Below are 24,202 nucleotides of genomic sequence, written 5' to 3'. Positions count from 1 at the left end.
CGGCCGCGGCGCAGTGTCAACGTCGCACGCCCGCGGACCGTGATTCTTCTCCCGACGGAAACATCCGCGACACATCGCCGCGGATTCACGGGGCCTCCGGCTCAGACCGCCGCGCCGAGACGCGCGCCGAGCTGGCGCGCATGCCGCTTGAGGACGTCGGCCAGCGCGGGGAACGACGACTGCGTCATCCGGAAGCTGGGCGCCGTGATGCTGAGCGCCGCCACCACGGATCCGTCCTGCCCGGTGACGGGCACGGCGAGGGCGTTCGTGTCGTACTCCCACTCCTCCGCCGCCGCTGCCCACCCGCGCTCCCGCACGCGCTCCAGGTGCTCCTCCAGGGCCGCGGGTGACGTAATGGTGTTCCCGGTGCACTGCTCGAGCGGCTCCGACAGCGCCTGGCGCAGGACCTCGGCCGGAGCGTAGGCGAGCAGCACCTTGCCGGTCGATGTGGCGTGGAGGGGGGTGCGCTGCCCGACGTACTGGCGAGTCACCGAGACGAGGCGCGATCCGGTGGCCTGCGAGACGTTGACCGCCGCACCGCTGTCGAAGATCGCGACGTTACTGGTCTCATTGAGCTCGGCGGTCAGCTCATCGCAGACCTGCTGCGCATCCTTGACGATGTCCATCCGCGCCGTGATGCGGCCCGCCAGACGCAGCACGCCGAAGCCGAGCTGGTACTCGCCGCGGCGCTCCTCCTGCTCCACGAGGTTGCGCGCTTCCAGGGTCGCGAGCAGTCGGAAAGCCGTGGATCGATGAACGCCCAGCCGTCGGGAGATCTCGCTCACGCCGAGCGACTCGGCATCCGACAGCATCTCGAGGATCTGGATCGCGCGGTCCACCGACTGCACGGCGCTTCCCGCGGCACCGGCACTGTCGTCGGTGACATCTCGGCTGCTCATGGGGGCTCCTCGTGTTGCGAACATCCCCACCCTACGCGACTGTTGCGTCAGGCGCACCGCTGTGCGCGATGAGTCTCCTCTTCGGCGTCGGTCAGCGCCCGTTGCGGTCGGCCAGCGAACGCGGCGGAGCGGATGCCACCTCGAGCCGGTCGAGACCGCGCAACGACGTCCAGATCAGTTCCTCGCCCTTCGCGGCGTGCTGCGACGCCCGCACGGCCCGCTCGTCGGCCCAGGAGTTCAGCACATGACCGCTGTGGCCGCGCACGTGCTCGAGGACGACGTCGGGGAGTCCCGCCGCCCGGCGCGCGTCGCGCGCCGCGATGAGAGCCTCCAGGATGCCGCGATTGGCGACCGGCTTCTTCGCGCTCGTCACCCAACCCCGGCGGCGGTGGCCGTCCATCCACGACGAGTACGTGTCGATGGCGTACTTCGAGTCGGCCTGCACGACCAACTCGCGCACGTCGGAGTGATCGGTGATCGCGTGAAGCAGCCCGAGGAGCTCTCCGATGTTGTTCGTGCCCTCGGGGATCGATCCGGCGGCCCAGTGCCCGTCTTCGCCGACCCAGGCCCAGCCGGCGGGCCCGGGATTGCCTTTGCAGGCGCCGTCGGTGGCGACGATGTAACGATCGGACGACGCGGAACTGCTCATCCGTCTAGTCTCCCCTGTCCGAGCCGGTCCGCCCACCGCGGGCGAGCCTCCGCCGTCAGCGAAGGGATGACGGCGGAGGCTCGGTGTTCGGGCTCAGCCGCGGCCGCTCTCGGCCTTCTGCTGTCCGGCCTCGAGCACGTCACCGGCGGGCAGCTCCTGGTGCCCGCCGAACTGCAGACGCATTGCCGAGAGCACCTGATTGGCGAAGTGATCCTCGCCGCGCGAGGCGAAACGCTCGAACAACGACGCCGCGAGCACCGGGACGGGGACCCCGGTGTCGACCGCGGCCTTGACGGTCCAGCGGCCCTCACCCGAGTCGGAGACGCGGCCGGCCAGCCCGTCCAGGGTGGGATTCTGCGCGAGCGCGGCGGCGGTGAGGTCGAGCAGCCACGAGGAGATGACCGAGCCGCGGCGCCACAGCTCGGTCACCCGGGCCGTATCGATGTCGAACTGGTAGAACTCCGGCTCCTCCAGCGGAGCCACCTCGGCCGAGTGCTCGCCCTGGTGCAATCCGGCGTCGGCGCTGTTCAAGACGTTCAGGCCCTCGGCGAGCGCGGCCATGATCCCGTACTCGATGCCGTTGTGGACCATCTTCACGAAGTGCCCGGCACCGGAGGGACCGCAGTGGAGATAGCCGCGCTCCTCCGTGGTGTAGTCACCGGTGCGCCCGGGCGTGCGCTCGACCTCGCCGGGGCCGGGGGCGATCGTCCGCAGCACCGGCTCGAGGTGGGCGACGGCTTCCTCGTGGCCGCCGACCATCAGGCAGTAGCCGCGCTCGAGACCGAAGACGCCACCGCTGGTCCCCACATCGACGTAGTGGATGCCGCTGTCGTTCAGCTTCGCCGCGCGACGCACGTCGTCGCGATAGTTCGAGTTGCCGCCGTCAATGATGATGTCGCCGGGCTCGAGCACCTCGGCGACCTGATCCACGACCTTCCCGGTGAGACCGGCCGGGATCATCAGCCACACCGCGCGGGGCTTCTGCAGCTTCGAGGCGAGGTCGGCGATGCTCGTCGCCCCCGTCGCACCCTCCGCGACCAGGGCCGCCACGGCATCCTGGTTCACGTCGAACACGACGCAGTCGTGACCGTCTCTCATGAGCCTGCGGACGATGTTGGCGCCCATTCGTCCGAGTCCGACCATGGCGAGTTGCATTGGTTCCCCGTTCGTTGTGGATCAGAACCGCGGCTCGCGGCCCCTCCGCGAGTCTAGGAGCGCCCGCCGACACCGGGCATCCGTGCTAGCCCTGGAAATCCTCGGGATCGACGTCGTCGAGGAAACGGCGGAACTCCTCCACCCGGTCCTCGTCGCGGTTGCCCTCCCGCGCGCCCTGCAGCTCGACGGCTTCGTCGGGTACTCCGGCCTCCAGGAACACCGCGTCCGCCACGAGGATGGGCGCATCGGCACGGGCGGCGAGGGCGATCGCATCCGACGGCCGGGAGTCGAACGTGCGCGGCCCTGCCGGAGTGTGCAGGACCACCCGGGCGTGGAACGTGCCCTCGTCGAGGTGCGTGACCTCGACGCGCTCGACCGATGCCGACAGCTCCCCCAGCATGGCGGTCATCAGATCGTGTGCGAGCGGGCGCGGAGAACCGGTGCCTTCGATCGCGACGAGGATCGACATCGCTTCCTGCGGACCGATCCAGACGGGCAGCACCCGGTCGCCGTCAGCGCCGGTGTCGACCGGCTTCAGCAGGATGACGTGCTGCTGTGCGGGGTCGAGCGCGACACCGACCACACGCACCCGGATCATGTGGCCCATCGTACGACTCGTCCGCGATCGGAGCACCGGACGAGACCGAAGCCGCATCGGCGCGCCGCGGGGCCGAACCCGTCAGCGCAGGATGCCGAGTGCGCGCGCCGCCGAGACCGCCGCGGTGCGGGACGAGACGCCGAGCTTGGAGAACACGTGCGCGAGGTGCGATTTCACCGTGGCGTCGGTGATGTGCAGGCGCCCGGCGACCTCGGCGTTCGAGGCGCCGCGCGCCACGAGGCGGAGCACCTCGATCTCACGGACCGACAGGGTCACGCGCGGCTCGCGCAGCCGGGCCAGCAGCCGCCCCGCGATCGCCGGGGCCACCGCGCTCTGGCCGGCCGCCGCGGCCCGGACGCCCGCGAGCAGTTCGTGAGGCGGTGCGTCCTTGAGCAGGTAGCCGCTCGCGCCCGCCTCCACGGCACCGAGGATGTCGCCGTCGGTGTCGTAATTGGTGAGCACGAGCACATAGGGCGGCGCGGCGAGCGCGCGCACCCGCCGGGTCGCTTCCGCCCCGGCGGCGCGATCGCCGAACTGCAGGTCCATGAGCACGAGCTCGGGGCCGAGCTCCTCGGCGAGCGCGACGGCGGCGTCGGGCGTCGCAGCCTCGCCGACAACGGAGATGTCGGCTTCGGCCTCCAGCAGGGCGCGGACACCCGCCCGCACCACCGGGTGGTCGTCGGCGATGACGACGCGGATCACGGCGCCCCCTCCGGCAGCGTCACGACGATCGTCGTGCCGGCCCCGGGCGCACTCGCGACCTCGAGCCGCCCACCGAGCTGGTCGACCCGCTCCCGCATGGCGCGCAGACCGAAGGAGTCGGTTCCGGATGCCGTGCCGGCGGCGTCGCCGGGATCGAATCCCGCCCCGTCGTCGCCGATCTCGAGCTGCACCGCGTCGCCGGTGGGCTCGAGACGGATGCCGACACGGCGCGCGCGGGCGTGCTGCGCGGTGTTGGCGAGCGCACCCTGGGCGATGCGCAGCAGGGCGGTCTGCGCGTCCATCGGGAGGGCGACGTCGTGCGACGCGGTCACGGTCACGGCGACGCCCTCGCGCGCGCCCCACCCGTCGGCGAGGCGAGCGAGGGCCGGACCGAGACCGCTGTCGAGGCTGGGCGGGGCGAGCTCCCGGATGAAGCGGCGCGTCTCGGCGAGGCCCTCGGCGGCGGTGTGCCGCGCCAGGCGCACGTGGTCGATACCGGGACCCGTGGCATCCGCCCGCTCGGCCGCGTGAAGAAGCATCTGGATGCTCGACAGACCCTGCGCCACGGTGTCGTGGATCTCGCGGGCCAGGCGCGCGCGTTCGGCGAGCACGCCCTGTTCTCGTTCCGCCGCGGCCAACCGGTCGCGCGTCGCGAGCAACTCGGCCAGGAGGGCCTCGCGCTCGGCCGCACGGCGCTCCAACGCGGCGTACCCGAGACCGATCAGCAGGGCGACGCCCGCACCGACCACCGGCCCCACGACCCCTCCCACGGTGAGTCCGCCGTGTACCGCGAACGCCACGATCGTGAGGGCGGTGGTGGCGACGACGGCCACCGGACCCGCCGCTCCGGGCAGGAGGTGCAGGTACAGGAAGAACAGCGGGAAGACCAGGTAGGCCGCCTCGGGCACGAACCACATCAGCGCCGCCCACACGAGGGTGAGCGCCGCGATCCAGGCGCCGCCCGCCCGTGAGATCCCTCCGGTGGGCTCGACGACGGCGAGCCGGGGGCGGGCGAGCCACAGGCCCGCGAGGTACACGACGCCGAGCAGCCCCGCCAGCATGAGCGCGAGCACGGACCCGTCGGTGAGCAGCACGCGCACGACGACCAACGCGAGCAGAGCCCCGAACAGGGTGTGGAGTCCGGCGCGAAGTCCCGCGAAGACGGGGCCGAGAGTGCGATGGGGCATGTCGGAGTCCAGGGTACGGATGCCGCGTCGCCGGGGAATCGTCCGAAAGGTGGAGAGGGAGTTCGCCCGAGCCGCCGATGACCGGCCCGCGCCCTTCGACGAGGGTGGAGGACGCCGGGGAGATCCGCCGGCGGAAGGAGGCGACGTGTACGTCGCATGGCGCGATCTGCGGTTCGCCCGCGGGCGATTCGCCCTTATCGGGGCGGTCGTCGCCCTCATCACCCTGCTCGTCGGGTTCCTGTCGGGCCTCACCGGGGGCCTGGCCGCCCAGAACGTCTCGGCGGTGCTGGCTCTGCCGGGCGACCGGCTCGTGCTGAAGCCCGTCGGAGCAGGCGCGGCGACCTTCGCCGACTCGAGCATCGACGCCGACACGATCTCCGCGTGGCGCACCGCCCCCGGCGTCGACCGCGTCGCGCCGATCGGCATCCAGCAGACGCGGGCGGAAGGGCCGGCGGGAACCGGCGCCGTCGCTCTTCTCGGTCTCGATGCCGACGGGACCTTTCCCGCCCCCGCCCGCGCCGGCGACGTCGTCCTCTCCACCGGTGCCGCGAAGACGCTGGGCGCCGGAATCGGCGACACGGTGGTCGTCGCCGGATCGACGTTCACCGTGTCGGCCGTCGGCGACGACCTGTCGTACAGCCACACACCCGTCGCGTCGCTGACGCTCGACGCCTGGCGCACGCTCGATGAGCGCCTGGGCGGCAGCGGTGAGCCGACGGTGCTCGCGGTGGCCGGCTCCCCCACGTGGGACGCCGTCGCCGCCGAGACCGGCACCGTGGCATCCGCCCCGCTCGCGAGTCTGGCGGCGCTGCCGACGTTCCGCTCCGAGATCGGCTCGCTCGCGCTCATGATCGCCATGCTCTTCGGCGTCTCGGCCCTGGTCGTCGGCGCGTTCTTCACCGTCTGGACGATGCAGCGCGCGGGCGACGTCGCCGTGCTCAAAGCCCTCGGCGCCAGCACCGCCGCCCTCGTGCGCGATGCGCTCGGCCAGGCACTCGTCGTGCTGACCGTCGGCGTCGGGGTCGGCATCGGGCTCACAGCCGCGCTCGGGTCGCTCGCCGGCGGCGCGTTGCCGTTCGTGCTGAGTCCGCTCACCACCCTCGCCCCCGCGGTCGTGATGATCGCACTCGGCCTCATCGGCGCGGCGGTGTCGCTGCGCACCGTCACGGCATCCGACCCCCTCACCGCACTCGGGAGCACTCGATGATCCTTCTCGACGACGTCACCCTCACCTACCCCGACGGCGAGGCCCGCGTCACCGCGGTCGATCACGTCACCCTCGAGGGACGACCGGGGGTGCTCACCGGCATCACGGGGCCGTCGGGGTCGGGCAAGTCGAGCCTGCTCGCCCTCGCCGCCACGCTCGTGCGTCCCGACTCCGGGCGCGTCGTGATCGACGGAGTGGATGCCAGCGGCCTCGACGCCGCCGCGCGCACGACGCTGCGCCGCGAGCGCATCGGCATCGTGTTCCAGCAGCCGCAGCTGCTCCCCGCGCTCACCGCCCGCGAGCAGCTGTGCGTCATGGCGGAGCTCGAAGGGCGCGGCCGTCGCGCACGGCGGGCGACGGTGCGCGCGCGGGTCGACGAGCTGTTGGATGCCGTCGGTCTCGCAGCCCAGGCGGATCGGCGCCCCGCGGGGCTGTCCGGCGGGCAGCGGCAACGCGTCGCGATCGCGCGGGCCCTCGTGCACGAGCCTCGCGTGCTGCTGGTCGACGAACCGACGAGCGCGCTCGACAGCGCCCGCGGGGCCGAGATCATGGCCCTGCTGTCGCGCCTGGCGCGCGAGCGGCGGACGGCGACGCTGCTCGTCACCCACGACGTCGCGCACGCCGACGCTCTCGACGAGACCGTGAACGTCGTCGACGGGCGCGCGACGAGCCTCACCAGCCGTAGCTGTTGAACCACTCCCGCCGCCGGTCAGCCTCGTCGCGCGTCTCGTCGCCGCGCCACGAGTCGTGCGCAGACAGGACGCCGTTCACGGGCATGACGAACGCCCAGCAGATCGGGCACAGCGCCCGACCCCCCGGGAACCCGTCGGCGAGCCGGGGCGCCGGCTCGACCGGCGTCCCGACAGCCGGACACGCCGGCGGATCGGCCTGCACATCGCTCCACAGCCGGCGCCCGCCCGTGCGGTGGTGAAGGCCGCGGTGGCCGTTCTCACGAGTGCAGATCTCGCCGTTTCGTCGGCTGAGACACAGTTTCCGCGCGGCGCCGGGAAGCGCCGCCAGTGTTCGCGTCATCCTTCGATTCTCCCCGCTGCGAGCGCAGTGGGGGCAGGTGCGGGATGCGCACGGGGCGGTGTGGTCCGGTGGGGAAAGGTTCGGTGGTCATCGCCGACCACCACCGGTACGACGAAAGAGCATGTCGACCTCCTGACGATTTCGACGATCCGCCATCCGGAGCCGGCTGCCGAGGGGGTTGACACCGGCGCAGACGATGCTAGCGATACCCCACGGGGGTATCATGGAGCGCGTGCACGGATACGAGGGTCGGAAAGACGAGCTCCTCAAGCGCCTGCGTCGCGCGGAGGGGCAGGTGCGCGGAATCGCGCGGATGGTCGACGACGACCAGTACTGCATCGACATCCTCACTCAGGTGTCGGCCGTGACGAAGGCGCTCGAGAACGTCGCCCTCTCACTCCTCGACGACCACCTCTCGCACTGCGTCGCCGAAGCCGCCGCGCAGGGCGGCCCCGTCGCCGAAGAGAAACTGAAAGAAGCCAATCAGGCGATCGCCCGCCTGGTGCGTTCGTGAAGGAGACCCCATGGCAGAGCAGCGGATCGACCTCGGCCTGACCGCCTCGAGCCCCGCCGGCGGCGGGTGCGGCGATGGATGCGGGTGCGGCGGCGTGAAAGCCGTCCCCACACCGTCCCCGGCGACCGCGGCGAACGACGTTCTGTCCGTCGAGGGGATGACGTGCGATCACTGCGTCCGCGCGGTCACCGAAGAGCTGTCCGCTCTCGAGGGTGTCGATGTCGTGTGGGTCGACCTGCGGGTCGGTGATGCCTCACTCGTGCGCATCGCACGCACGGCAGACGTGAGCGACGACGACATCGCCGCGGCGATCGATGAGGCCGGATACACGCTCTCGCGCTGACTCGACGCGGGACGCAGCCACCCCGCACTCCTCCGCGGCCGTGCGCCAAGCGCGTCCCGGCTGCGTCGCTTGCGCAGCGGTCAAAGCACGCGGCGCACGAGAACGTCCACGGCCGCGTGGAAGGTGAGGTGCTGAGACACCTCCACGGCGCGGTCGTAGCGCGCTCCCCCGAGAGCGACGAAGACGGCACCGACCACTTCGACGTAACCGACGATGTAGCCGCCGCGACTGACCTCGTACAGGTCGAGGTCGATGCGCGTCCACGGGATCTCCGTCGCCGCCTGCGAAGACGTCACCGGCGCGGACACGATGTCCACCGGCGCGGGGGCGACGTCGATCGGCGCGGGGGCGACGTTGATCGGCGCGGGGGCGACGTTGATCGGCGCGGGGGCGACGGCAGCGGTGCGGGCACCCTTCGACGATCCCCGGCGACTGAGCGATGCGTCCATGACCATGAGAGACTCCTTCGTCGTCCGAGAGGTCCTCAGAGTGGAGCGTCCGCTGAAGAAGCGCTCCGGGCTTGACGGATCACCGCCACCGCTGTATTTCGGCTAGACCGCGGAGCGGGCCGGGCGACCCCGGCGCGGGCGCTCTTCGGACAGCCCGAACGGGGTCGCCTCGGCGGTGAGCGCCTCCACCTCGTCGAGCCAGCGGAGGTCGGCCTCGAGCCGCGCGCGCCGGGCGGCGCGCACGATCGCCGCCGGCACGGCATCCGCTTCCCCGTCCTCGGCCTCTGCCAGCGCGGCGCGCACAGCCGCGCGCTGTACGGAGAGGATGCCGCCGACGTCGGCGCCGGGGAGCGTCACGGCCAGGGCGACCTTGAGGGCGACCTCGTCGCGGCCCTCGGCCAGCGACGCGGTCGACAACCAGGCGTGGGCTTCTGCGCGACCGGCCGGCGTGGGCTCCCACAGCACGCGCGCCTCCTCATCGACGCCCGCGCCGACCACCATCCCGTCGCGTTCGAGGCGCTCGAGGGTGGTGTAGACCTGGCCGACGTTCACGCGCGCGCCGGTGCGACGCTCGTACTCGGCGCGCAGCTGAGAGCCGTAGCAGGCGCCGCGATCCAGGATCGCGAGCAGGCTCTGGCGCACGGACACGGCGGCTCCTCGGACCAGGGAAATGACTTGCCGAGTATATCGTTCGACGCCGAGGGATCCGCAGACGCGCCGGAGAGCCGCCGCGTAGCATGTGGTCTGACCACACAATCCGGTTTGATCGGAGGCTCCTGATGGAGTGGCTCGACCCCCTGGCTCTCGCCCGCTGGCAGTTCGGGTTGACGACCCTGTACCACTTCCTGTTCGTGCCCCTGACCCTCGGCATGTCGCTGATCGTGGCCGTGTTCCAAACCGTGTGGTACCGCACGGGCGACGTGCGGTGGCTCCACATCACCCGCTTCTTCGGCAGGATCTTCCTCATCAACTTCGCCATGGGCGTCGTGACGGGAATTGTGCAGGAGTTCCAGTTCGGCATGAACTGGTCGGCGTACTCACGTTTCGTCGGCGACGTCTTCGGTGCTCCGCTCGCGTTCGAGGGACTGCTCGCCTTCTTCCTCGAGGCCACCTTCATCGGCCTCTGGATCTTCGGCTGGGACAAGCTCCCCCGCCTCGCGCACCTCGCGAGTATCTGGATGGCATCCCTCGGCGCCACCCTGTCGGCGTATTTCATCATCGCCGCCAACGCCTTCATGCAGAACCCGGTGGGCTACCAGATGTCGGCCGAGGGCCACCGCGCCGAGCTCGTCGACTTCTGGGCGCTGCTGACCAACCCCGTCGCCCTCGCGGCTTTCCCCCACACGATCTTCGCGGGCTGGATGTTCGCGGCCATGATCGTCGTCGCCGTCTCGGCCTGGCACCTGGCGCGGGGGCAGAACACCGACATGATGCGCAAGACCCTCCGCTTCGGCCTGTGGACGACGCTGGCGTCGTTCGTGCTCGTGGCGATCGCCGGCGACCAGCTGAGCCTGGTGATGGTGGCGACCCAGCCCATGAAGATGGCTGCGGCGGAGGCGACCTTCAACACGGTGTGCGGCCAGGATGCCTCGTTCTCGATCTTCACGCTCGGCACCCCCGACGGCACGAGCGAGCTGTTCTCGATCCGTGTGCCCTTCCTGCTCAGCATCCTGTCGACGCACTCGCTCGACGGCTGCGTCGAAGGCATCAACGACCTCAACACGCTCTACAGCCAGGAGATGTTCCCCCAGTTCGCCGACCAGGTGGACGGCAACTTCGCCCCCGTGCTGTGGGTGACCTACTGGGCGTTCCGCTGGATGATCGCGCTCGGCGGCGTGGCGGCGCTGGTGTGCGTGGCGGGCCTGTGGGTCACGCGGAAGAAGGCCACGCGCCCGGTCGCCCCGTGGATGTGGCGTGTGGCGATCTGGGCCGCTCCTCTGCCGATGCTCGCGAGCCTCGTCGGCTGGGTCTTCACCGAGATTGGTCGGCAGCCGTGGATCGTCTTCGGTCTCATGCTCACGCAGGACGGCGTCTCGCCCAGCGTCCCGGGCTGGAGCGTGCTCATCTCGCTCATCGCCTTCACCCTCGTGTACGCCAGCCTCGCCGTCGTGGAGTTCGGACTGATCAAGAAGTTCGCGCAGAAGGGTCCCGATCCCCTGCCCGATCCGGATGCCGCTCACGACGACGCCATCGAGAACACCCCGACCACGGTCTACTGAGCACACAGGGACACAAAATGGATCTCGCGCACCTCTGGTTCTGGATCGTCGCCTTCCTCTTCGTCGGCTACTTCGTCCTCGACGGGTTCGACTTCGGCGTCGGCATGTCGATCCCCTTCCTCGGCAAGGACGACATCGCCCGCCGGCAGATCATCAACACCATCGGCCCCGTGTGGGACCTCAACGAGACGTGGGTGATGGTCGCCGGAGCAGCCCTGTTCGCCTCGTTCCCCGAGTGGTACGCGACGCTGTTCAGCGGGTTCTACCTGCCGCTGCTCGCGATCCTCCTCGCCCTCATCGCCCGCGGGGTGTCGTTCGAGTACCGCCACCAGCGCGACTCGCTGCGGTGGAAGCGGTCGTTCGACCGCATGATCTTCTTCGGATCTGCGGTCCCCGCCTTCCTCTGGGGCGTCGCGTTCGCCAATATCGTGCAGGGCGTGCCCCTGGATGCCGACCACGAGTACGCCGGCACGGTGCTGACGCTGCTGAACCCGTACGGCATCCTCGGCGGGCTCACGACGCTCGCGCTGTTCTTCGTGCACGGGCTGTACTTCGTCGCGTTGAAGACCGACGGACAGGTGCGCGCCGACGCCCGGCGCCTGGCCGGCCGCGTCGGGGTCGCCGCCATCGCTCTCGCGGCCCTGTTCCTCGGGTGGACGATCGTGGATGCCGCGGGCGCGCCGCTGTTCCTCGGCGTGGTGGGCCTGTCGGGCGCCGCCGCCCTCGCGCTGATCGGCTCGTGGGTCGCCAACACCCGCGACCGCGAGGGCACCGCCTTCACCCTCGGTGCCGTCACGATCGTCGCCGCCGTCGCCGCGCTGTTCTTCGCGCTCTTCCCGAACGTCATGCCCACCACCCTCGCCGAGGGCTCGAGCCTGACCATCGAGAACGCCTCGAGCACGCCGTACACGCTGACGATCATGAGCTGGGCGGCGCTGATCTTCCTGCCGCTGATCCTGGCCTACCAGGGCTGGACCTACTGGGTGTTCCGCAAGCGCGTCACCCGCGCCCGCATCGAGAAGGCCGCCCTCGTGGCGCACTGACTCCCGCATCGCGCCAGCCCGCCTCCTGCAGAGGTCCCTGAGCCTGTCGAACGTCACTGAGCCTGTCGAAGATCCCTGAGCCCGTCGAAGATCCCTGAGCCCGTCGAAGATCCCTGAGCCCGTCGAAGATCCCTGAGCCCGTCGAAGATCCCTGAGCCCGTCGAAGATCCCTGAGCCTGTCGAAGATCCCTGAGCCTGCCGAAGGTCCCTGAGCCCGTCGAAGGGACCGGAGGCTTCGACGAGCTCAGCCTCCTCACCCGCCCGAGCATCCTGATCGGAAGCCCCACCCGTGAAACCCGTCGATCCGCGGCTCGTCCGCTACGCCACCGCCTCGCGAAGTTTCTTCGCCGCGACGGCGGGGATCGTGCTGGCGCAGACCGGCGTGATCGTCGGGTTCGCGTGGGCGCTCACGAGCGCGCTGGTCGGCGCGATCCAGGGCCGGCCGCTCGGCGAGCTGTGGGGGTACGTCGGGGTTGCGGCATCCCTCGTTCTTCTGCGTGGACTGCTGATCGCGGTGTCGGAGCGGGTGTCGGCGCGGGGAGCGGCGGCCGCCTCGCTGCAGCTGCGCGCGGCACTGGTCGACGCGGTCGGGCGTCTGGGGCCGGGGTGGCTGGCCCGGCGTAACGCCGCCTCGCTCTCGCTGACCGCGGGGCACGGGCTCGAGGCGCTCGACGCGTACTTCGGCCGGTACCTGCCGCAGCTCGTGGCGACCGTCGTCACCATGCCGATCTTGATCGGCGCCATCGCACTCGCCGACCCGCTTTCGGGCCTGATCGTGGCGGTGACGATCCCGCTGATTCCGCTCTTCATGGTGCTCATCGGACTCGCGACCCGCGGTGTGCAACAGAAGCAGTACCGCACGCTCGGACGACTCGCCGCGCGCTTCGCCGACACCGTCGAGGGTCTCGGCACCCTGAAGGCGTTCGGACGGCAGCACCGCGCCGCCGACTCCATCGAGACGATTACGCGCGATTACAAGCGCGAGACGATGACGGTGCTGCGCGTGTCGTTCCTGTCGGGCTTCGCGCTGGAGTTCTTGGCATCCGTCTCGGTCGCGATCGTCGCCGTGACCATCGGCTTCCGCCTGCTCTCGGGTGATCTGTCGCTGCTCGTGGGACTCTTCGTGCTGTTGCTCGCACCCGAGGCGTACCTGCCGCTTCGGCAAGTGGGGGTGCAGTTCCACGCGGCGTCGGAGGGTGTCGCGGCGACGGAGGAGATCTTCGACGCGCTCGACGCGGCGCGTACCGCTGCGGCTCCGGATGCCGGTTCCCCGATGCGCGGGTCGGTTCTGACCCTCGACGACGTGCGGGTGCACCGTGAGGGGCACCGGATGCCGCGGGTGTCGCTGACCGTGGGCCCTGGCGAGGTGGTGCTCGTGACCGGGCCGAGCGGCGTCGGCAAGTCGTCGCTGATCGCCGCACTGCTCGGGTACGCCCCGTGCGAGGGAGCCGTGCGGGTCGATGGTGTCGTCGTGGCGCATGCGCGGGGCTCTGTGGCGTGGGCGGGCCAGCGGCCGGGGCTCGTGGCGGGCACGGTCGGCGACAACGTCTCGCTCGGGTCGGCGTCCGACGCGCGCGCGGTGGCCGCCGCGCTGGCCGACGCCGGAGCGAAGGGCATCGACCCCGCGACCCCCCTCGGCGCCGGGGGCTCGGGGCTGTCCGGCGGTGAGGCGCAGCGCGTCGCCGTCGCCCGGGCGCTGTACCGGGCCCGCGTGACCGGCGCCCCGATCCTCGTCCTCGACGAGCCGTCGAGCGCCCTGGATGCCGCGACCGAAGCGCACCTGTGGGCGACCCTGCGCCGCGAGGCCGACGCCGGCCGCGGCGTCCTGCTGGTCTCGCACCGCTCCTCCGCCCGCGCGATCGCCACCCGCACGGTCTCCCTGTCGCTGTCGCGTGAGGGGTCAGAAAGTGTCGCCTCGGCGGGGGTCCAGGCGACAGTTCTTGACCCCTCACGCGCTTTGCACGGGGGGCGCGCGTGAGCGGGCGGGTCAGGGAGATCCTGCGGGCGGCGATGCCGTCGCGGCGGCGGTTCGCGCCGGCGGTGCTGTCGGGGTTCGGCACCGCGGCGAGCGCGATCGCGCTCCTCGCCGCGAGCGCCTGGCTCATCGCGCGCGCGGCCGAGCAGCCCTTGGTGATGTACCTCTCGATGGCCGTCGTCGGCGTGCGGGCGTTCGCGCTGTCACGCGCGGTGTTCCGTTACCTGGAGCGTCTGACGGGGCACGATGCGGCCCTGCACCAGCTCGCGGGGGTGCGCGCCGACCTCGTGCGCGACATCGTGCCGCTCGCGCCCGACGGCCTGGCGCGTTCGCGTCGCGGTGGCCTGCTGTCGAGCGTCGTCGACGACGTCGAGGAGCTGCAGAACCTTCCCCTGCGGGTCGTGCTGCCCCTGTCGGTCGCGGCTCTCACCTCGCTCGCGGCCGTCGTCTTCACGGCGCTGATCTCGTGGCCCGCGGCGTTGGCGTTGCTGGGCTGCCTGGTGGTGGCCTTCGCGGTCGCTGTCGCGGTCGGGTGGGCGGCGGGGTCGCGCGCCGAGCGCTCGATCGCACCGCTGCGCGCCGCCGTGGCCGATGCCGTGCACGACCTGCTGACGAACCTCGACGTGCTGACCGCATACGGGGCCGTGGATGCCGCGACCGCACGCGTGCGCGACGCCGATCGGGCGCTGCGTCGCGCGGTGGTCCGCCGCGGCGGGGCGCAGGGGCTCACCTCGGGCGCGGTATCGGTGCTCGCCGGACTCGCCTCGCTCGGCGCCCTGATCGTCGCCGCCCCCGCCGTCACCGGCGGAGTACTGTCGGGCCCGGGCCTCGCGGTCGTCGTCCTGCTGCCGATGGCGGTGTTCGAGGTGTTCGGACCAGTGCCTCTCGCCCTCGCCTCGTGGCGGCAGGTGCGCGCGGCCGCGGAGCGCATCGCCGAGGCCGTGCCCGACGGCATCCCCGACGGTCTGCCCCGCGACGAGCCCGCGTCGACCGGCGAGGCGCCGGTGCTGGGCTCGGGCTTGGAACTCCGTGGCATCCGCGCGCACTGGCCGACGCGGAGCGGATTCGACGGCGACTCCGGCCGCCTCGACGACATCGACCTGCGCGTCGGCCCCGGCGAGCGCGTCCTGGTGAGCGGACCGAGCGGTGCGGGCAAGACGACTCTCGCGCACGTGCTCGCGCGCTTCCTCGACTACGAGGGGTCGTACGCGATCGGCGGCGTAGAAGCGCGCGATCTCTCCGGCGACGATCTGCGCCGCACGGTCGGGCTGATCGAGCAGTCGCCGTACCTCTTCGACGAGTCGGTGCGGCAGAACCTGCTGTTCGCCCGCGACGACGCCACCGAGAACGACCTGTGGACCGTGTTGGCGCGGGTCGGGCTCGATGAGTGGGTCCACGAGCGCGGCAGCCTCGACACCCCCGTGGGAGATCGCGGCTCCCTCGTCTCGGGCGGACAGGCGCAGCGCCTCGCCCTCGCGCGGGCGCTGCTGCGCGGCTTCCCCGTGCTCGTGCTCGACGAGCCGACCGCGGGCGTCGACCCCGCGGCATCCGATGCCCTGCTCGACGACCTGCTCGGCGCGGTGGGCCGTGATCAGGCCGTCGTGCTCGTGTCGCACGTCGAGGTGCCGGAGGGGCTTGTGGATCGCGAGGTGCGGGTGGAGGGTGGGCGAGTGGTCAGCGCGGGTGACGCTGCTGTTCGGGACTGACGTGCCCGCCACTGCCGCGTCGGAAGCCTGCGTGTCGCCGATGCGACGAGTGCGCCGAGGCACCGCTCGTCGGGGCGCGCGTCAGACGCGACGACTCCGCGGCAGGAAGGTGTCGGCCGTACCGAGAGCGTGAACGAGAAGCCCGGCTCCCCAGCACGCCACCATCCACACCAGTCCGCGGGCACCGTTCAGCTGATCGCCGGTTGCCATGACGTGCACGGCGATCGAACCCGCGACGAGGAGGTACGCCACCAGGTGGACGACGAGGAACGTCGCTGGCCGGGCCAGAAACTCCGGCCGGAGTACCCGCAGGGTCCCCACCAGCGTGGCGGCGACGAGAAGCAGGAGTGCGACCGACCACTGATCCACACTCCCTCGCTGGATGAGGAGAACGTGGAAAGCGGTCATCACCGCAGCCACCATGACGAGGGATGCCACGAGGAGCGCGCGGGGCGAAGGGGACGAGAGGGACATGGAGAGCCTTCCGACAGATCGACCTGTCTTACATGACCAGGCCGCATGTCGACATGCAATGTCTCACGCGGTGATCTCACCCTCCACACGTCGCACTTCATACGAGATCGACATGCACTGCCGCCTCGCCGCCGCGGCGGACCGGACTCACACACTTCGAACCCCCGCTCGCCGACGCAGGCACGACCCACCGCGCGCCGACTGCGCGCCCGCCTCAGGATGCCGGCACGAAGCGCAGGCACGCAGGCGGAACCGTCCAGCGCACCACATCGCCGGGTCGCATGCCCACCGCCTCGGCGGGCGAGACCTCGGCGGCGCCGACGTCGAGCACGATGCGGACGCCCGTCGGGGTGGGTTCCAGGCGCGACACGACCCCTCGCGAGCCGTGACCGAATCGCACGTCGGCGGCTCGGAAGACCGCGGCCACTGACGCGCCGTCGTCGGCCGCGGCGGCGCGCGACGCGGCATCCGTCGACTCCAGCCGCAGGCCCCGCCGTTCGAACGCCCCGCCCCGAGCCACACCGACGATCCGTTCCAGCCCGGCGATCTTCGCCGCCACCTCCGTCGCCGGCGTCGCGAGCACCTCGCGCACCGGCCCGTGCTGCGTGACCCTCCCCCGCTCGACGATCACGAGCCGGTCGGCCAGTGCGGCTGCGTCCACGGCATCGTGCGTCACCGCCACGGTCGTGACCCCCGCCAGCCGCTCGCGCAGCATCGCCCGGATCTCCGACGCGGTGACCGCGTCGAGCGCGACGAGCGGCTCGTCCAGCAGCACCACCCGCGGCTCGGCGGCCAGCGCCCGCGCCACGGCGACGCGCTGCTGCTCGCCGCCCGACAGTTGCGACGGCCGACGGTCTCCTGCGCCGGGCAGACCGACGCGCTCCAGCCAGCCTTCCGCGGCGGAACGGGCGACGGATGCCGGAACCCCGGCCGCCCGCGGACCGAAGGCGACGTTCTCGCGCGCGGTGAGGTGCGGGAACAGCCGGGCGTCCTGGCCGAGCAGCACGATCCCCCGGTGCATCGGGTCGGTGCGCAATCGCGGCGCCCGATCGAGAACCCGGCCGTCGATGCTGATCTCGCCCTCGTCGAGCGGAGTCAGCCCCGCCAGGGCGCCGAGCAGCGTCGACTTGCCCGCACCGCTTCGCCCCATCACCGCGACGGTCTCGCCGGCAGACACGTCGAGCTCGATGTCGACGTCGAAGTCGCGGCGGCGCACGCGCAGTCGAGCGGTGAGCGCAGCGGCATCCGGAACCGTCCCGAAACCGGTGTCGGCCGTGTGATCCGCGCCGCTCACCGCCCCACCCCCGGCCGCCAGCCGCGTACGAGAAGCAGCACCGCCACCGCTGTGACGAGCAGCAGCAGCGACAACGCCACCGCCGTCCCCTGCGACACTCCCGCGCCGTTGAACGCGGTGTAGATCGCGAGCGGCATGGTCTGCGTGACCCCAGGCCGGTTGCCGGCGAACAGCGCCGTCGCGCCGAACTCACCGATCGCCCGGGCGAAGCACAGCACGACCCCGGCGACGATGCCGGGGGCGGCGAGCGGCAATGTCACCCGCCGCAGGATCGTCGCGCGCGACGCCCCGAGCGAGGCGGCTGCCCGCTCGAACTCGACGCCGGTGCTGCGCAGCGTCCCCTCGACCGCGAGCACGAGGAACGGCAGGGCGACGAAAATCTGAGCGAGAACGACGGCGGCCGTCGTGAACGGCAGACCCAGGATGCCGAGGGGACCTGAGCGCCCGAAGAGGTAGAGCAGGGCGACACCGCCGACCATGGGGGGCAGCACCAGCGGCACGGTGACCAGCGCGCGCAGCAACGCCGCGACACGCGCGGGGCTCCGCGCGATCACCACGGCGAGAGGGATGCCGACGACGGCGCACAGCGCGGTCGCCGCGGCACCGGTGCCCAGTGAGAGCCCGAGGGCTTCGACCGCCGCCGGAGACGTGATGTCGCTCCAGAGGGTGGCCCACTGGACGCGGGCGATCAGCGCCGTCAGCGGTACGAGCAGGAACAGCAGCCCGGCCGCCGCCGGTGCGATCAGCCATCGCGGAACGTACCCTCCGGCGCTCACGGTGCGCGGAGAACCGCGTCCCGCCCTCACGGTGCGCGCGACCCCGCGTCCAGCCCCCACGGTGCGCGCGAGCCCGCGTCCAGCGCTCACGGTGCGCGGAAGCCCGCGTCGCGGAGGATCCGCTGTCCGTCGTCCGACAGCACGAACGCGACGAAGGCGGATGCCGCTTCCGGGTTGGGGGCATCGGTCAGCGTTGCGATCGGGTAGCTGTTGACCACGGCGTCGGCGCCCTCGGGGACGATCGCCTCGACGTCGGCGCGTCCGACCACGTCGGTGGCATAGACGAGCCCCGCATCCGCTTCGCCCGCGGCGACCTTCGTCAGGACGGCGGTGACGTTCTGCTCCGCGCTCGCGGGCGTCACCGTCACTCCGGCGTTCGAGAGCAGGGTGGCCGACGCCGCACCGCACGGCACCTCGGCCGCGCACAGGACCGTCGTGACCCGCGTCAGGTCGGCGAGGGTCTCGACCGCGCCCGGGTTGCCCGCCGGCACGGCGATGACGAGGGTGTTCCCCGCGAAGAGCCGCGGATCAGGAGCCTGGGACGCGACCTTGGCCATGTTCTTCTCGTCGGCGGAGGCGAAGACGTCGGCGGGCGCGCCCTCGCCGATCTGCGTGGCGAGCGTGCTGGATCCGTCGTAGACCGCGCTGACGCTGACCTCCGGGTTCTGGTCTTCGAACGCGGCGGCGATCTCGTCGAACGACCGCTGCAACGACGCGGCCGCATACACCTCGACCGTGCCCGCGATTTGGTCTCCGGATGCCGGCGGCTCGGGCGCAGCGCTCGCGCACCCCGCGAGGAGGGCGGCGCAGCTCAGCAGCGTGAGCAGGCGGGCGGAGCGAGACATGGCATCCTTTCGGCGACGAGTGCCGCCGCTTCCGACCATTATTCCGCCTCTGCGGATATCTAAGGCCCTTTCATCCGCATCTGCCGCGATGCCGTTCGAGCGCCACGCCGTCCAGACAGCGCGACGACCGCGCGACACCCGAAGGGGTGGATCGGCGGGTCCTGGCTCCCTCCACGCCGGCACGGTAGGAACGGGGGATGCGAGCGACGACATGAGCGATCTGGCCGGGCTGGGCGACTTCCTCCAGCGGCGGCGCGAAGCCCTGCAGCCGGAAGACGTCGGACTCGCGCGCGGCGTCCGCCGCCGCACAGCGGGACTGCGGCGCGAGGAGGTGGCCCTGCTCAGCCACATGTCGACCGACTATTACGCGCGGCTCGAGCGCGGCACCGGCCCGACGCCGTCCGAGCAGATGCTGACCTCCCTCGCGCAGGGCCTGCACCTGAGCCTCGCGGAGCGCGACCACGTCTTCCGCCTCGCGGGACACCAGCCGCCCGCCCGCCACTCAGCGACGGAGCACATCAGCCCCGGCATGCTGCGGGTGCTCGACCGCCTCGACGACACCCCCGCCGAGATCGTCTCCGAGCTCGGTGAGACGCTGCGGCAGAGCCGCCTAGGGGCCGCCCTCCTCGGCGACGTCACGCTCCGCACCGGACCGTCGCGGAGCGTCGGGTACCGCTGGTTCACCGATCCGGGCGCCCGCGCCCCTTATCCCGCTGAGGAAGCGGCGGTCCTGTCCCGCGTGTACGCGGCGGGACTGCGCGAACTCGTCGCCGCGCGCGGCCCGGACTCGCGTGCGGCCGAGCTCTCCGACGATCTCCGCGCGCGCAGCCCGGAGTTCAGAGCCCTGTGGGACACCCACGAGGTCGGCGCCCGACCGCCCGAGATCAAGCGCTTTCATCACCCCGAGGTCGGCCGCCTGGATCTGTCGTGCCAGACCCTGCTCGATCCCGAGACCTCCCACCGGCTACTCGTGTACACGGCGCAGCCCGGCAGCGAGAGCGCCGAGAAGCTGCGCCTGCTGTCCGTGCTCGGCCCCACCCCCGCCACCCCGGGCTGACCGGGCGTCACCCGCTCGCGGCCGGCGCCGCGCCCCGTCCCGCCCGCGCCACCCCCGCGCCCCCCTCGCCCACCCCGCGCGAGTCGCCAAGATCTGTCGCCTCCACCACGGCGCAAGCGACACAATCTGGCGACTCACGCATCCCCGCACGGCCCGGGCCGCACCCCGCGTGGTCAGGCCGCACCCCGCGTGAGTCGCCAAGATCTGTCGCCTCCACCACGGCGCAAGCGACACAATCTGGCGACTCACGCATCTCCGCGAAGTCGGGCCGCGGGTCTGCACGGTCAAAGTGCGGCGTGGGGGTGGACTGCCGATCAGTGGGTGAGCGGACACTGGTCCCCCTGCGTCGGGGCGACGAGCATCGAAGCATCCGCTCGAAAGGACCGCCCATGACCCCCACCTCCCTCCCACTGTCCGGCCGCCTGGCCGTCGTCACCGGTGCCAGCGACGGCATCGGCACGGTGATCGCGACGCGTCTCGCCGCGCTCGGCGCCGAGGTCGTGCTCCCCGTCCGCTCCGCCGACAAGGGGCGCCGCGCGATCGACACTCTTCGTCGAGAGGTTCCGGATGCCGTGGCCTCGACGCGCACGCTGGACCTGGCGAGCCTGGACTCGGTGCACACCCTGGTCGAAACACTGCGTGGGGAGGGCCGGCCCGTCCACCTCCTCGTCAACAACGCCGGCGTCATGACGCCGCCGAGCCGTCGCGAGACCGCCGACGGGTTCGAACTGCAGTGGGGCACGAACCACCTCGGGCACGCCGCCCTGACCCTGGGCCTGCTGCCCCTGCTGCGTGAGGGCCGGGCGCGCGTCGTGCACCAGACGAGCATCGCGGCACGTCGGGGCCGCTTCGACGAGCAGACGATCGACCCGACACCGTACGACGCCATGGCGTCCTACGTGCAGTCGAAGATCGCGATCGGTCTCTTCGCGCAGGAGCTCGAACGCCGCAGCCGCGCGCTGGGCTGGCAGCTCACCAGCACCCTCGCGCACCCCGGCGTCTCCCCGACCAATCTGCTGGCCGCGCAACCGGGCGTCGGCCGGGAGCGCGAGCTGGGGGCCCGCCGCGTCATCCGGCTCCTCTCGCGACTGCACATCACCGGCACGGTGGCATCCGCCGCCGAACCCGCCGTGCTCGCGGCGACCGCGCCCGCGTCGGACGGCACCTTCTTCGGCCCGTCGCGCCTGATCGGCGGGCCGGCGCGGGCGACGGAGCTGTGGCCGCCGTTCCGCGCCGAGGCTGATGCCCGCCGCCTGTGGGACCTCACCACCGAAGCAGTCGGTCCGCGCTTCGCCGTCTGAGCGCCCGGCGCTCCCACGGCCGCTCCGGCGGCGGGTTCCGGCGGCGCCTCTGCATCGGCCGGGCGCCGTGAGCTCGCTGCCACCATGGGCCTCGCGACGGCCTGCCCGCGGCGAACCATCGCCCTCAGCCCCGCGGCGCCTCCACCGTCACCACCGTCGCCTTGACCGACGCCACCGCCAGCGAGCCGGGGGCGAGGGCCAGTTCTTCGGCCGCCTCAGCCGACATGAGCGACACCACCCGGTGGGGCCCGCACTGCAGGTCGACTTGGGCCATCACCCCGTCGATCCGCACGCGCGTGACGATTCCCACGAAACGATTGCGCGCGCTCGAGGCGATTCCCGTGGGGTCGTCGGGCTCGTCGGCGAGGGCCACCGCGCGCTCCGCCAGCGCCGCACCCGGGATCTCGACGGGCGATGCCCCGGTCGTCGGCAGCATGCCCTGATCGATCCACCGCCGCACGGTGTCATCACTCACCCCGAGCAGGCGAGCGGCCGTGGCGATACGGAAGGTGTTCGGCATGCGATGACCGTACCCGCCGGCTCCCGCCGCCACCCAACGCCCGTGCCACCTCTGCCCGGGAGAGTGATGGCATTCCGCCGCAGAGAGGTCACCGCACTGCTGTCTCTCACCGCGACGCCCCTCCCGTCGATGACGCGGCAGGACGCGCCCGACCCCGGCCCTCCCCCGCTCGCCTAGGCTCGTGTCATGGATGCCGCGCACGAGACCGGGACGCCCGGCCCCGTCCTCGTGCCCCTCGGCGCGACGGTGACGGCGGGCGCGCCAACGAGCACGCTCGGTGCCATCCGCGCCACCGGCGGGCCGCGCAACCCGGAGCCGCGACAGACACCCCACCCGCAGCGCGACCCCGGCGCCGTCCGCGCCACCGGCGCCCCCCGCGAGGGCGGACTGCTCGACCGCTTCGGCCGCGTCGCCACCGACCTCCGGGTCTCGGTGATCGACAAGTGCAACCTCCGCTGCACGTACTGCATGCCGGCCGACGGGATGCCGTGGCTCCCGCAATCGCAGCTGATGTCGACCGACGAGATCCGGCGCATCGTCCGCGTGGCCGTGCAGGCGCTCGGCGCCGAGGAGCTGCGCATCACCGGCGGCGAGCCGCTGGTGCGGAAGGATCTCGAGTTCATCATCGCCGGCATCCGGGCCGACAACCCCGACCTGCCGATCTCGCTCACCACGAACGCCGTGGGTCTCGACCGCCGCGCCCACGCCCTGAAAGATGCGGGCCTCAACCGCGTCAACGTCTCGCTCGACACCCTGCACCCCGAGACGTTCGCCGAGCTCACCCGTCGCCCCCACCTCGACAAGGTGCTCGCGGGTCTCCATGCCGCGCGCGCTGCGGGCCTCGGACCCATCAAGATCAACGCCGTGCTCCTGCGGGGCATCAACGACACCGAGGTCGTCCCCCTGGTCGACTGGGCCGTGTCGAACGGTTTCGAGATGCGCTTCATCGAAGACATGCCGCTCGACGGCGATCGCTCGTGGACGGCGACGAACGTCATCCCCGCCCGTGACATCCGCGCCGCGATCGAGGAGGCCTTCACCCTCAGCCCCGACCCGCGCGGGCGCGGCGCCGCCCCCGCCGAGCGCTGGGAGGTGCGCCGCCACGGCGAGACCGCCCTCGCCGGACACGTCGGCATCATCTCGTCCGTCACCGAACCGTTCTGCGCCGCGTGCTCGCGCACGCGCGTCACCGCCGATGGCCGCATCCGCTCGTGCCTCTTCTCGCATGAAGAGACCGATCTGCTCACCGCCCTCCGCGACGGTGCCGACGACGAGGGTCTCGCGCAGATCTGGCGGGATGCCATGTGGGCCAAGCCCCGCGCCCACGGCTCCGACCGCGTCGGACTGGCGCGCGCCGACTTCGTCCAGCCGGAGCGCACGATGAGCGCGATCGGCGGATGAGGCCGCTCGTCGAGCCGGTGGCATCCCTCGCCCCCGAAGAACTGATCCGCACAGCTCGCCACGCCGTGCTCGCCGGCATCGGCGAGGAGGGGCAGCGCAGACTCGCGGCCGCGCGCATCGCCGTCGTGGGCGCGGGCGGCCTCGGCTCCCCCGTCCTGTTGTCGCTGGCCGCCGCGGGTGTCGGCGAGCTCGTGATCATCGACGACGACGTCGTGGAGCGCACGAACCTGCAACGCCAGCTGCTGCACCGGGTCGACGACATCGGCGTCGCCAAGACGACATCCGCCGCCCGCGCCGTGCGCGACCTCTCGCCCGTCACCGTCGTTCATGAACGCACCGTACGACTGACCTCCGACAATGCCGCCGACCTGTTCGAGGGTGCCGACCTCGTCATCGACGGCAGCGACACCTTCGACACGCGCGAGGCCGTCGCAGCGGCGACGGAGGCCCTCGGCATCCCCCTCGTGTGGGGCGCCGTGCAGGAGTGGGCAGCGCAGGTGACGGTGTTCTGGTCCGCACCTCCCCAGGGATACGCCCCCATCGTGCTCGGCGACCTGTTTCCTCCCGGTTCTGCCGGCGAGCCCCCCACATGCGCGCAGGTCGGCGTGCTCGGCTCGCTGTGCGTGCAGGTCGGAGGGCTGCTCGCGACGGAGGCGATCAAGCTCGTCACCGGCGCCGGCGAGCCGTTGCTCGGACGCCTGGTCGTCATCGACGCACTCCGCGCCCGGCAGGACGTGATTCCCCTGAGCCCGGCGAGGCGGCCATGAGAACCCCCGGTGACTCGCGCGAAATGCACGCCGTGGCACACTCGCGCCGAACAAAAGGCGCAAGTCAGCGCTATCCGGGGCCGGAAAGA

The 24,202-nt window shown here is 71.9% G+C and carries 26 protein-coding genes; 12 read left to right on the top strand and 14 right to left on the bottom strand.

From position 1 onward, the window contains the following. Positions 1-101: 101 nt before the first annotated feature. The 6 genes from QE392_RS08170 to QE392_RS08145 all read right to left on the bottom strand — a co-directional run bounded on the left by QE392_RS08170 (position 102) and on the right by QE392_RS08145 (position 5,190). Positions 102-899, bottom strand: coding sequence for an IclR family transcriptional regulator (locus QE392_RS08170; protein WP_307450509.1), 798 nt, complete (start codon positions 897-899; stop codon positions 102-104). Between the two features lie 91 nt (positions 900-990). Next, positions 991-1,548 carry a ribonuclease H family protein gene (locus tag QE392_RS08165; protein WP_307450507.1) on the bottom strand — a complete coding sequence of 186 codons (558 nt, stop codon included), beginning with the start codon at positions 1,546-1,548 and terminating at the stop codon, positions 991-993. 93 nt (positions 1,549-1,641) lie between these two features. Continuing rightward, a complete protein-coding gene (gene gnd, locus QE392_RS08160; protein WP_307450505.1) occupies positions 1,642-2,703 on the bottom strand; it encodes a phosphogluconate dehydrogenase (NAD(+)-dependent, decarboxylating) in 1,062 nt (353 codons plus the stop codon). Between the two features lie 85 nt (positions 2,704-2,788). Next, positions 2,789-3,301 (bottom strand): bifunctional nuclease family protein, encoded by a 513-nt coding sequence (locus QE392_RS08155; protein ID WP_307450502.1) that lies wholly within the window; start codon positions 3,299-3,301, stop codon positions 2,789-2,791. A gap of 81 nt (positions 3,302-3,382) precedes the next feature. Beyond that, the gene (locus QE392_RS08150; RefSeq protein ID WP_307450500.1) at positions 3,383-4,003 is read right to left on the bottom strand and encodes a response regulator; all 621 of its coding nucleotides are present in this window, start codon (positions 4,001-4,003) and stop codon (positions 3,383-3,385) included. Continuing rightward, a complete protein-coding gene (locus QE392_RS08145; protein WP_307450498.1) occupies positions 4,000-5,190 on the bottom strand; it encodes a sensor histidine kinase in 1,191 nt (396 codons plus the stop codon). Before QE392_RS08145 ends, QE392_RS08150 begins: the two co-directional genes overlap by 4 nt. Positions 5,191-5,335: 145 nt before the next feature. Here QE392_RS08145 and QE392_RS08140 point away from each other — a divergent pair, with 145 nt between their 5' ends. Together QE392_RS08140 and QE392_RS08135 are read left to right on the top strand one after the other, a co-directional pair. Continuing rightward, a complete protein-coding gene (locus QE392_RS08140) occupies positions 5,336-6,397 on the top strand; it encodes an ABC transporter permease (RefSeq protein WP_307450496.1) in 1,062 nt (353 codons plus the stop codon). After that, a complete protein-coding gene (locus QE392_RS08135; RefSeq protein WP_307450494.1) occupies positions 6,394-7,089 on the top strand; it encodes an ABC transporter ATP-binding protein in 696 nt (231 codons plus the stop codon). Before QE392_RS08140 ends, QE392_RS08135 begins: the two co-directional genes overlap by 4 nt. Here the strand turns inward: QE392_RS08135 and QE392_RS08130 are convergent. Beyond that, positions 7,070-7,429: a hypothetical protein gene (locus QE392_RS08130; protein ID WP_307450491.1), complete on the bottom strand. Its 360-nt coding sequence runs from the start codon at positions 7,427-7,429 to the stop codon at positions 7,070-7,072. The genes QE392_RS08135 and QE392_RS08130 overlap by 20 nt on opposite strands. Positions 7,430-7,652: 223 nt before the next feature. Here QE392_RS08130 and QE392_RS08125 point away from each other — a divergent pair, with 223 nt between their 5' ends. After that, a complete protein-coding gene (locus QE392_RS08125; protein WP_373426451.1) occupies positions 7,653-7,943 on the top strand; it encodes a metal-sensitive transcriptional regulator in 291 nt (96 codons plus the stop codon). A gap of 10 nt (positions 7,944-7,953) precedes the next feature. Beyond that, a complete protein-coding gene (locus QE392_RS08120; protein WP_307450488.1) occupies positions 7,954-8,286 on the top strand; it encodes a heavy-metal-associated domain-containing protein in 333 nt (110 codons plus the stop codon). Positions 8,287-8,366: 80 nt separating this feature from the next. On the opposite strand, the gene QE392_RS08115 is transcribed toward QE392_RS08120, so the two are convergent. Together QE392_RS08115 and QE392_RS08110 are read right to left on the bottom strand one after the other, a co-directional pair. Further along, positions 8,367-8,741, bottom strand: coding sequence for a hypothetical protein (locus QE392_RS08115; RefSeq protein ID WP_307450486.1), 375 nt, complete (start codon positions 8,739-8,741; stop codon positions 8,367-8,369). A gap of 96 nt (positions 8,742-8,837) precedes the next feature. Continuing rightward, positions 8,838-9,383 carry a PadR family transcriptional regulator gene (locus QE392_RS08110; RefSeq protein WP_307450484.1) on the bottom strand — a complete coding sequence of 182 codons (546 nt, stop codon included), beginning with the start codon at positions 9,381-9,383 and terminating at the stop codon, positions 8,838-8,840. A 131-nt stretch (positions 9,384-9,514) separates the two neighbouring features. On the opposite strand from QE392_RS08110, the gene QE392_RS08105 reads away from it, so the two are divergent. The 4 genes from QE392_RS08105 to cydC all read left to right on the top strand — a co-directional run bounded on the left by QE392_RS08105 (position 9,515) and on the right by cydC (position 15,678). Beyond that, positions 9,515-10,954, top strand: coding sequence for a cytochrome ubiquinol oxidase subunit I (locus tag QE392_RS08105; RefSeq protein ID WP_307450482.1), 1,440 nt, complete (start codon positions 9,515-9,517; stop codon positions 10,952-10,954). A gap of 17 nt (positions 10,955-10,971) precedes the next feature. Continuing rightward, complete coding sequence (gene cydB, locus QE392_RS08100) at positions 10,972-11,997, top strand: cytochrome d ubiquinol oxidase subunit II (protein WP_307450480.1); 1,026 nt, start codon at positions 10,972-10,974, stop codon at positions 11,995-11,997. A 289-nt stretch (positions 11,998-12,286) separates the two neighbouring features. Then, positions 12,287-13,975 carry a thiol reductant ABC exporter subunit CydD gene (gene cydD / locus QE392_RS08095; protein WP_307450478.1) on the top strand — a complete coding sequence of 563 codons (1,689 nt, stop codon included), beginning with the start codon at positions 12,287-12,289 and terminating at the stop codon, positions 13,973-13,975. After that, entirely contained in the window at positions 13,972-15,678 is a 1,707-nt protein-coding gene (cydC, locus tag QE392_RS08090; RefSeq protein ID WP_307450476.1) for a thiol reductant ABC exporter subunit CydC, read from the top strand. Before cydD ends, cydC begins: the two co-directional genes overlap by 4 nt. An 81-nt stretch (positions 15,679-15,759) precedes the next feature. Here cydC and QE392_RS08085 read toward each other — a convergent pair whose 3' ends face one another. From QE392_RS08085 to modA, 4 genes are all read right to left on the bottom strand, one after another. Beyond that, positions 15,760-16,152, bottom strand: coding sequence for a hypothetical protein (locus tag QE392_RS08085; RefSeq protein ID WP_307450473.1), 393 nt, complete (start codon positions 16,150-16,152; stop codon positions 15,760-15,762). A gap of 214 nt (positions 16,153-16,366) precedes the next feature. Then, positions 16,367-17,446 (bottom strand): sulfate/molybdate ABC transporter ATP-binding protein, encoded by a 1,080-nt coding sequence (locus QE392_RS08080; RefSeq protein ID WP_307450471.1) that lies wholly within the window; start codon positions 17,444-17,446, stop codon positions 16,367-16,369. Next, on the bottom strand, positions 17,443-18,222 hold the full coding sequence (modB, locus tag QE392_RS08075) for a molybdate ABC transporter permease subunit (protein ID WP_307450470.1): 780 nt from the start codon (positions 18,220-18,222) through the stop codon (positions 17,443-17,445). The genes QE392_RS08080 and modB overlap by 4 nt, the downstream gene beginning before the upstream one ends. An 86-nt stretch (positions 18,223-18,308) precedes the next feature. Next, complete coding sequence (gene modA / locus QE392_RS08070) at positions 18,309-19,067, bottom strand: molybdate ABC transporter substrate-binding protein (RefSeq protein ID WP_307450468.1); 759 nt, start codon at positions 19,065-19,067, stop codon at positions 18,309-18,311. Between the two features lie 211 nt (positions 19,068-19,278). On the opposite strand from modA, the gene QE392_RS08065 reads away from it, so the two are divergent. Both QE392_RS08065 and QE392_RS08060 read left to right on the top strand, forming a co-directional pair. Then, positions 19,279-20,124 (top strand): helix-turn-helix transcriptional regulator, encoded by an 846-nt coding sequence (locus QE392_RS08065; protein ID WP_307450465.1) that lies wholly within the window; start codon positions 19,279-19,281, stop codon positions 20,122-20,124. Between the two features lie 389 nt (positions 20,125-20,513). Further along, positions 20,514-21,425, top strand: a complete 912-nt coding sequence (locus QE392_RS08060; RefSeq protein ID WP_307450463.1) for an SDR family oxidoreductase — start codon at positions 20,514-20,516, stop codon at positions 21,423-21,425. Between the two features lie 124 nt (positions 21,426-21,549). Here QE392_RS08060 and QE392_RS08055 read toward each other — a convergent pair whose 3' ends face one another. Further along, complete coding sequence (locus QE392_RS08055; RefSeq protein WP_307450461.1) at positions 21,550-21,945, bottom strand: TOBE domain-containing protein; 396 nt, start codon at positions 21,943-21,945, stop codon at positions 21,550-21,552. A 186-nt stretch (positions 21,946-22,131) separates the two neighbouring features. Here QE392_RS08055 and moaA point away from each other — a divergent pair, with 186 nt between their 5' ends. Then, the gene (gene moaA, locus QE392_RS08050; protein WP_307450458.1) at positions 22,132-23,346 is read left to right on the top strand and encodes a GTP 3',8-cyclase MoaA; all 1,215 of its coding nucleotides are present in this window, start codon (positions 22,132-22,134) and stop codon (positions 23,344-23,346) included. After that, positions 23,343-24,113, top strand: coding sequence for a HesA/MoeB/ThiF family protein (locus QE392_RS08045; protein WP_307450457.1), 771 nt, complete (start codon positions 23,343-23,345; stop codon positions 24,111-24,113). Before moaA ends, QE392_RS08045 begins: the two co-directional genes overlap by 4 nt. The last annotated feature ends 89 nt before the right edge of the window (positions 24,114-24,202 follow it).

This window comes from Microbacterium proteolyticum (genome assembly GCF_030818075.1).
In the GTDB taxonomy this organism is placed as follows: Bacteria; Actinomycetota; Actinomycetes; order Actinomycetales; family Microbacteriaceae; genus Microbacterium; species Microbacterium proteolyticum_A.
The sequence above is the reverse complement of the archived record's forward strand: the minus strand, read 5'-3'. Positions and strand labels throughout refer to the sequence as shown.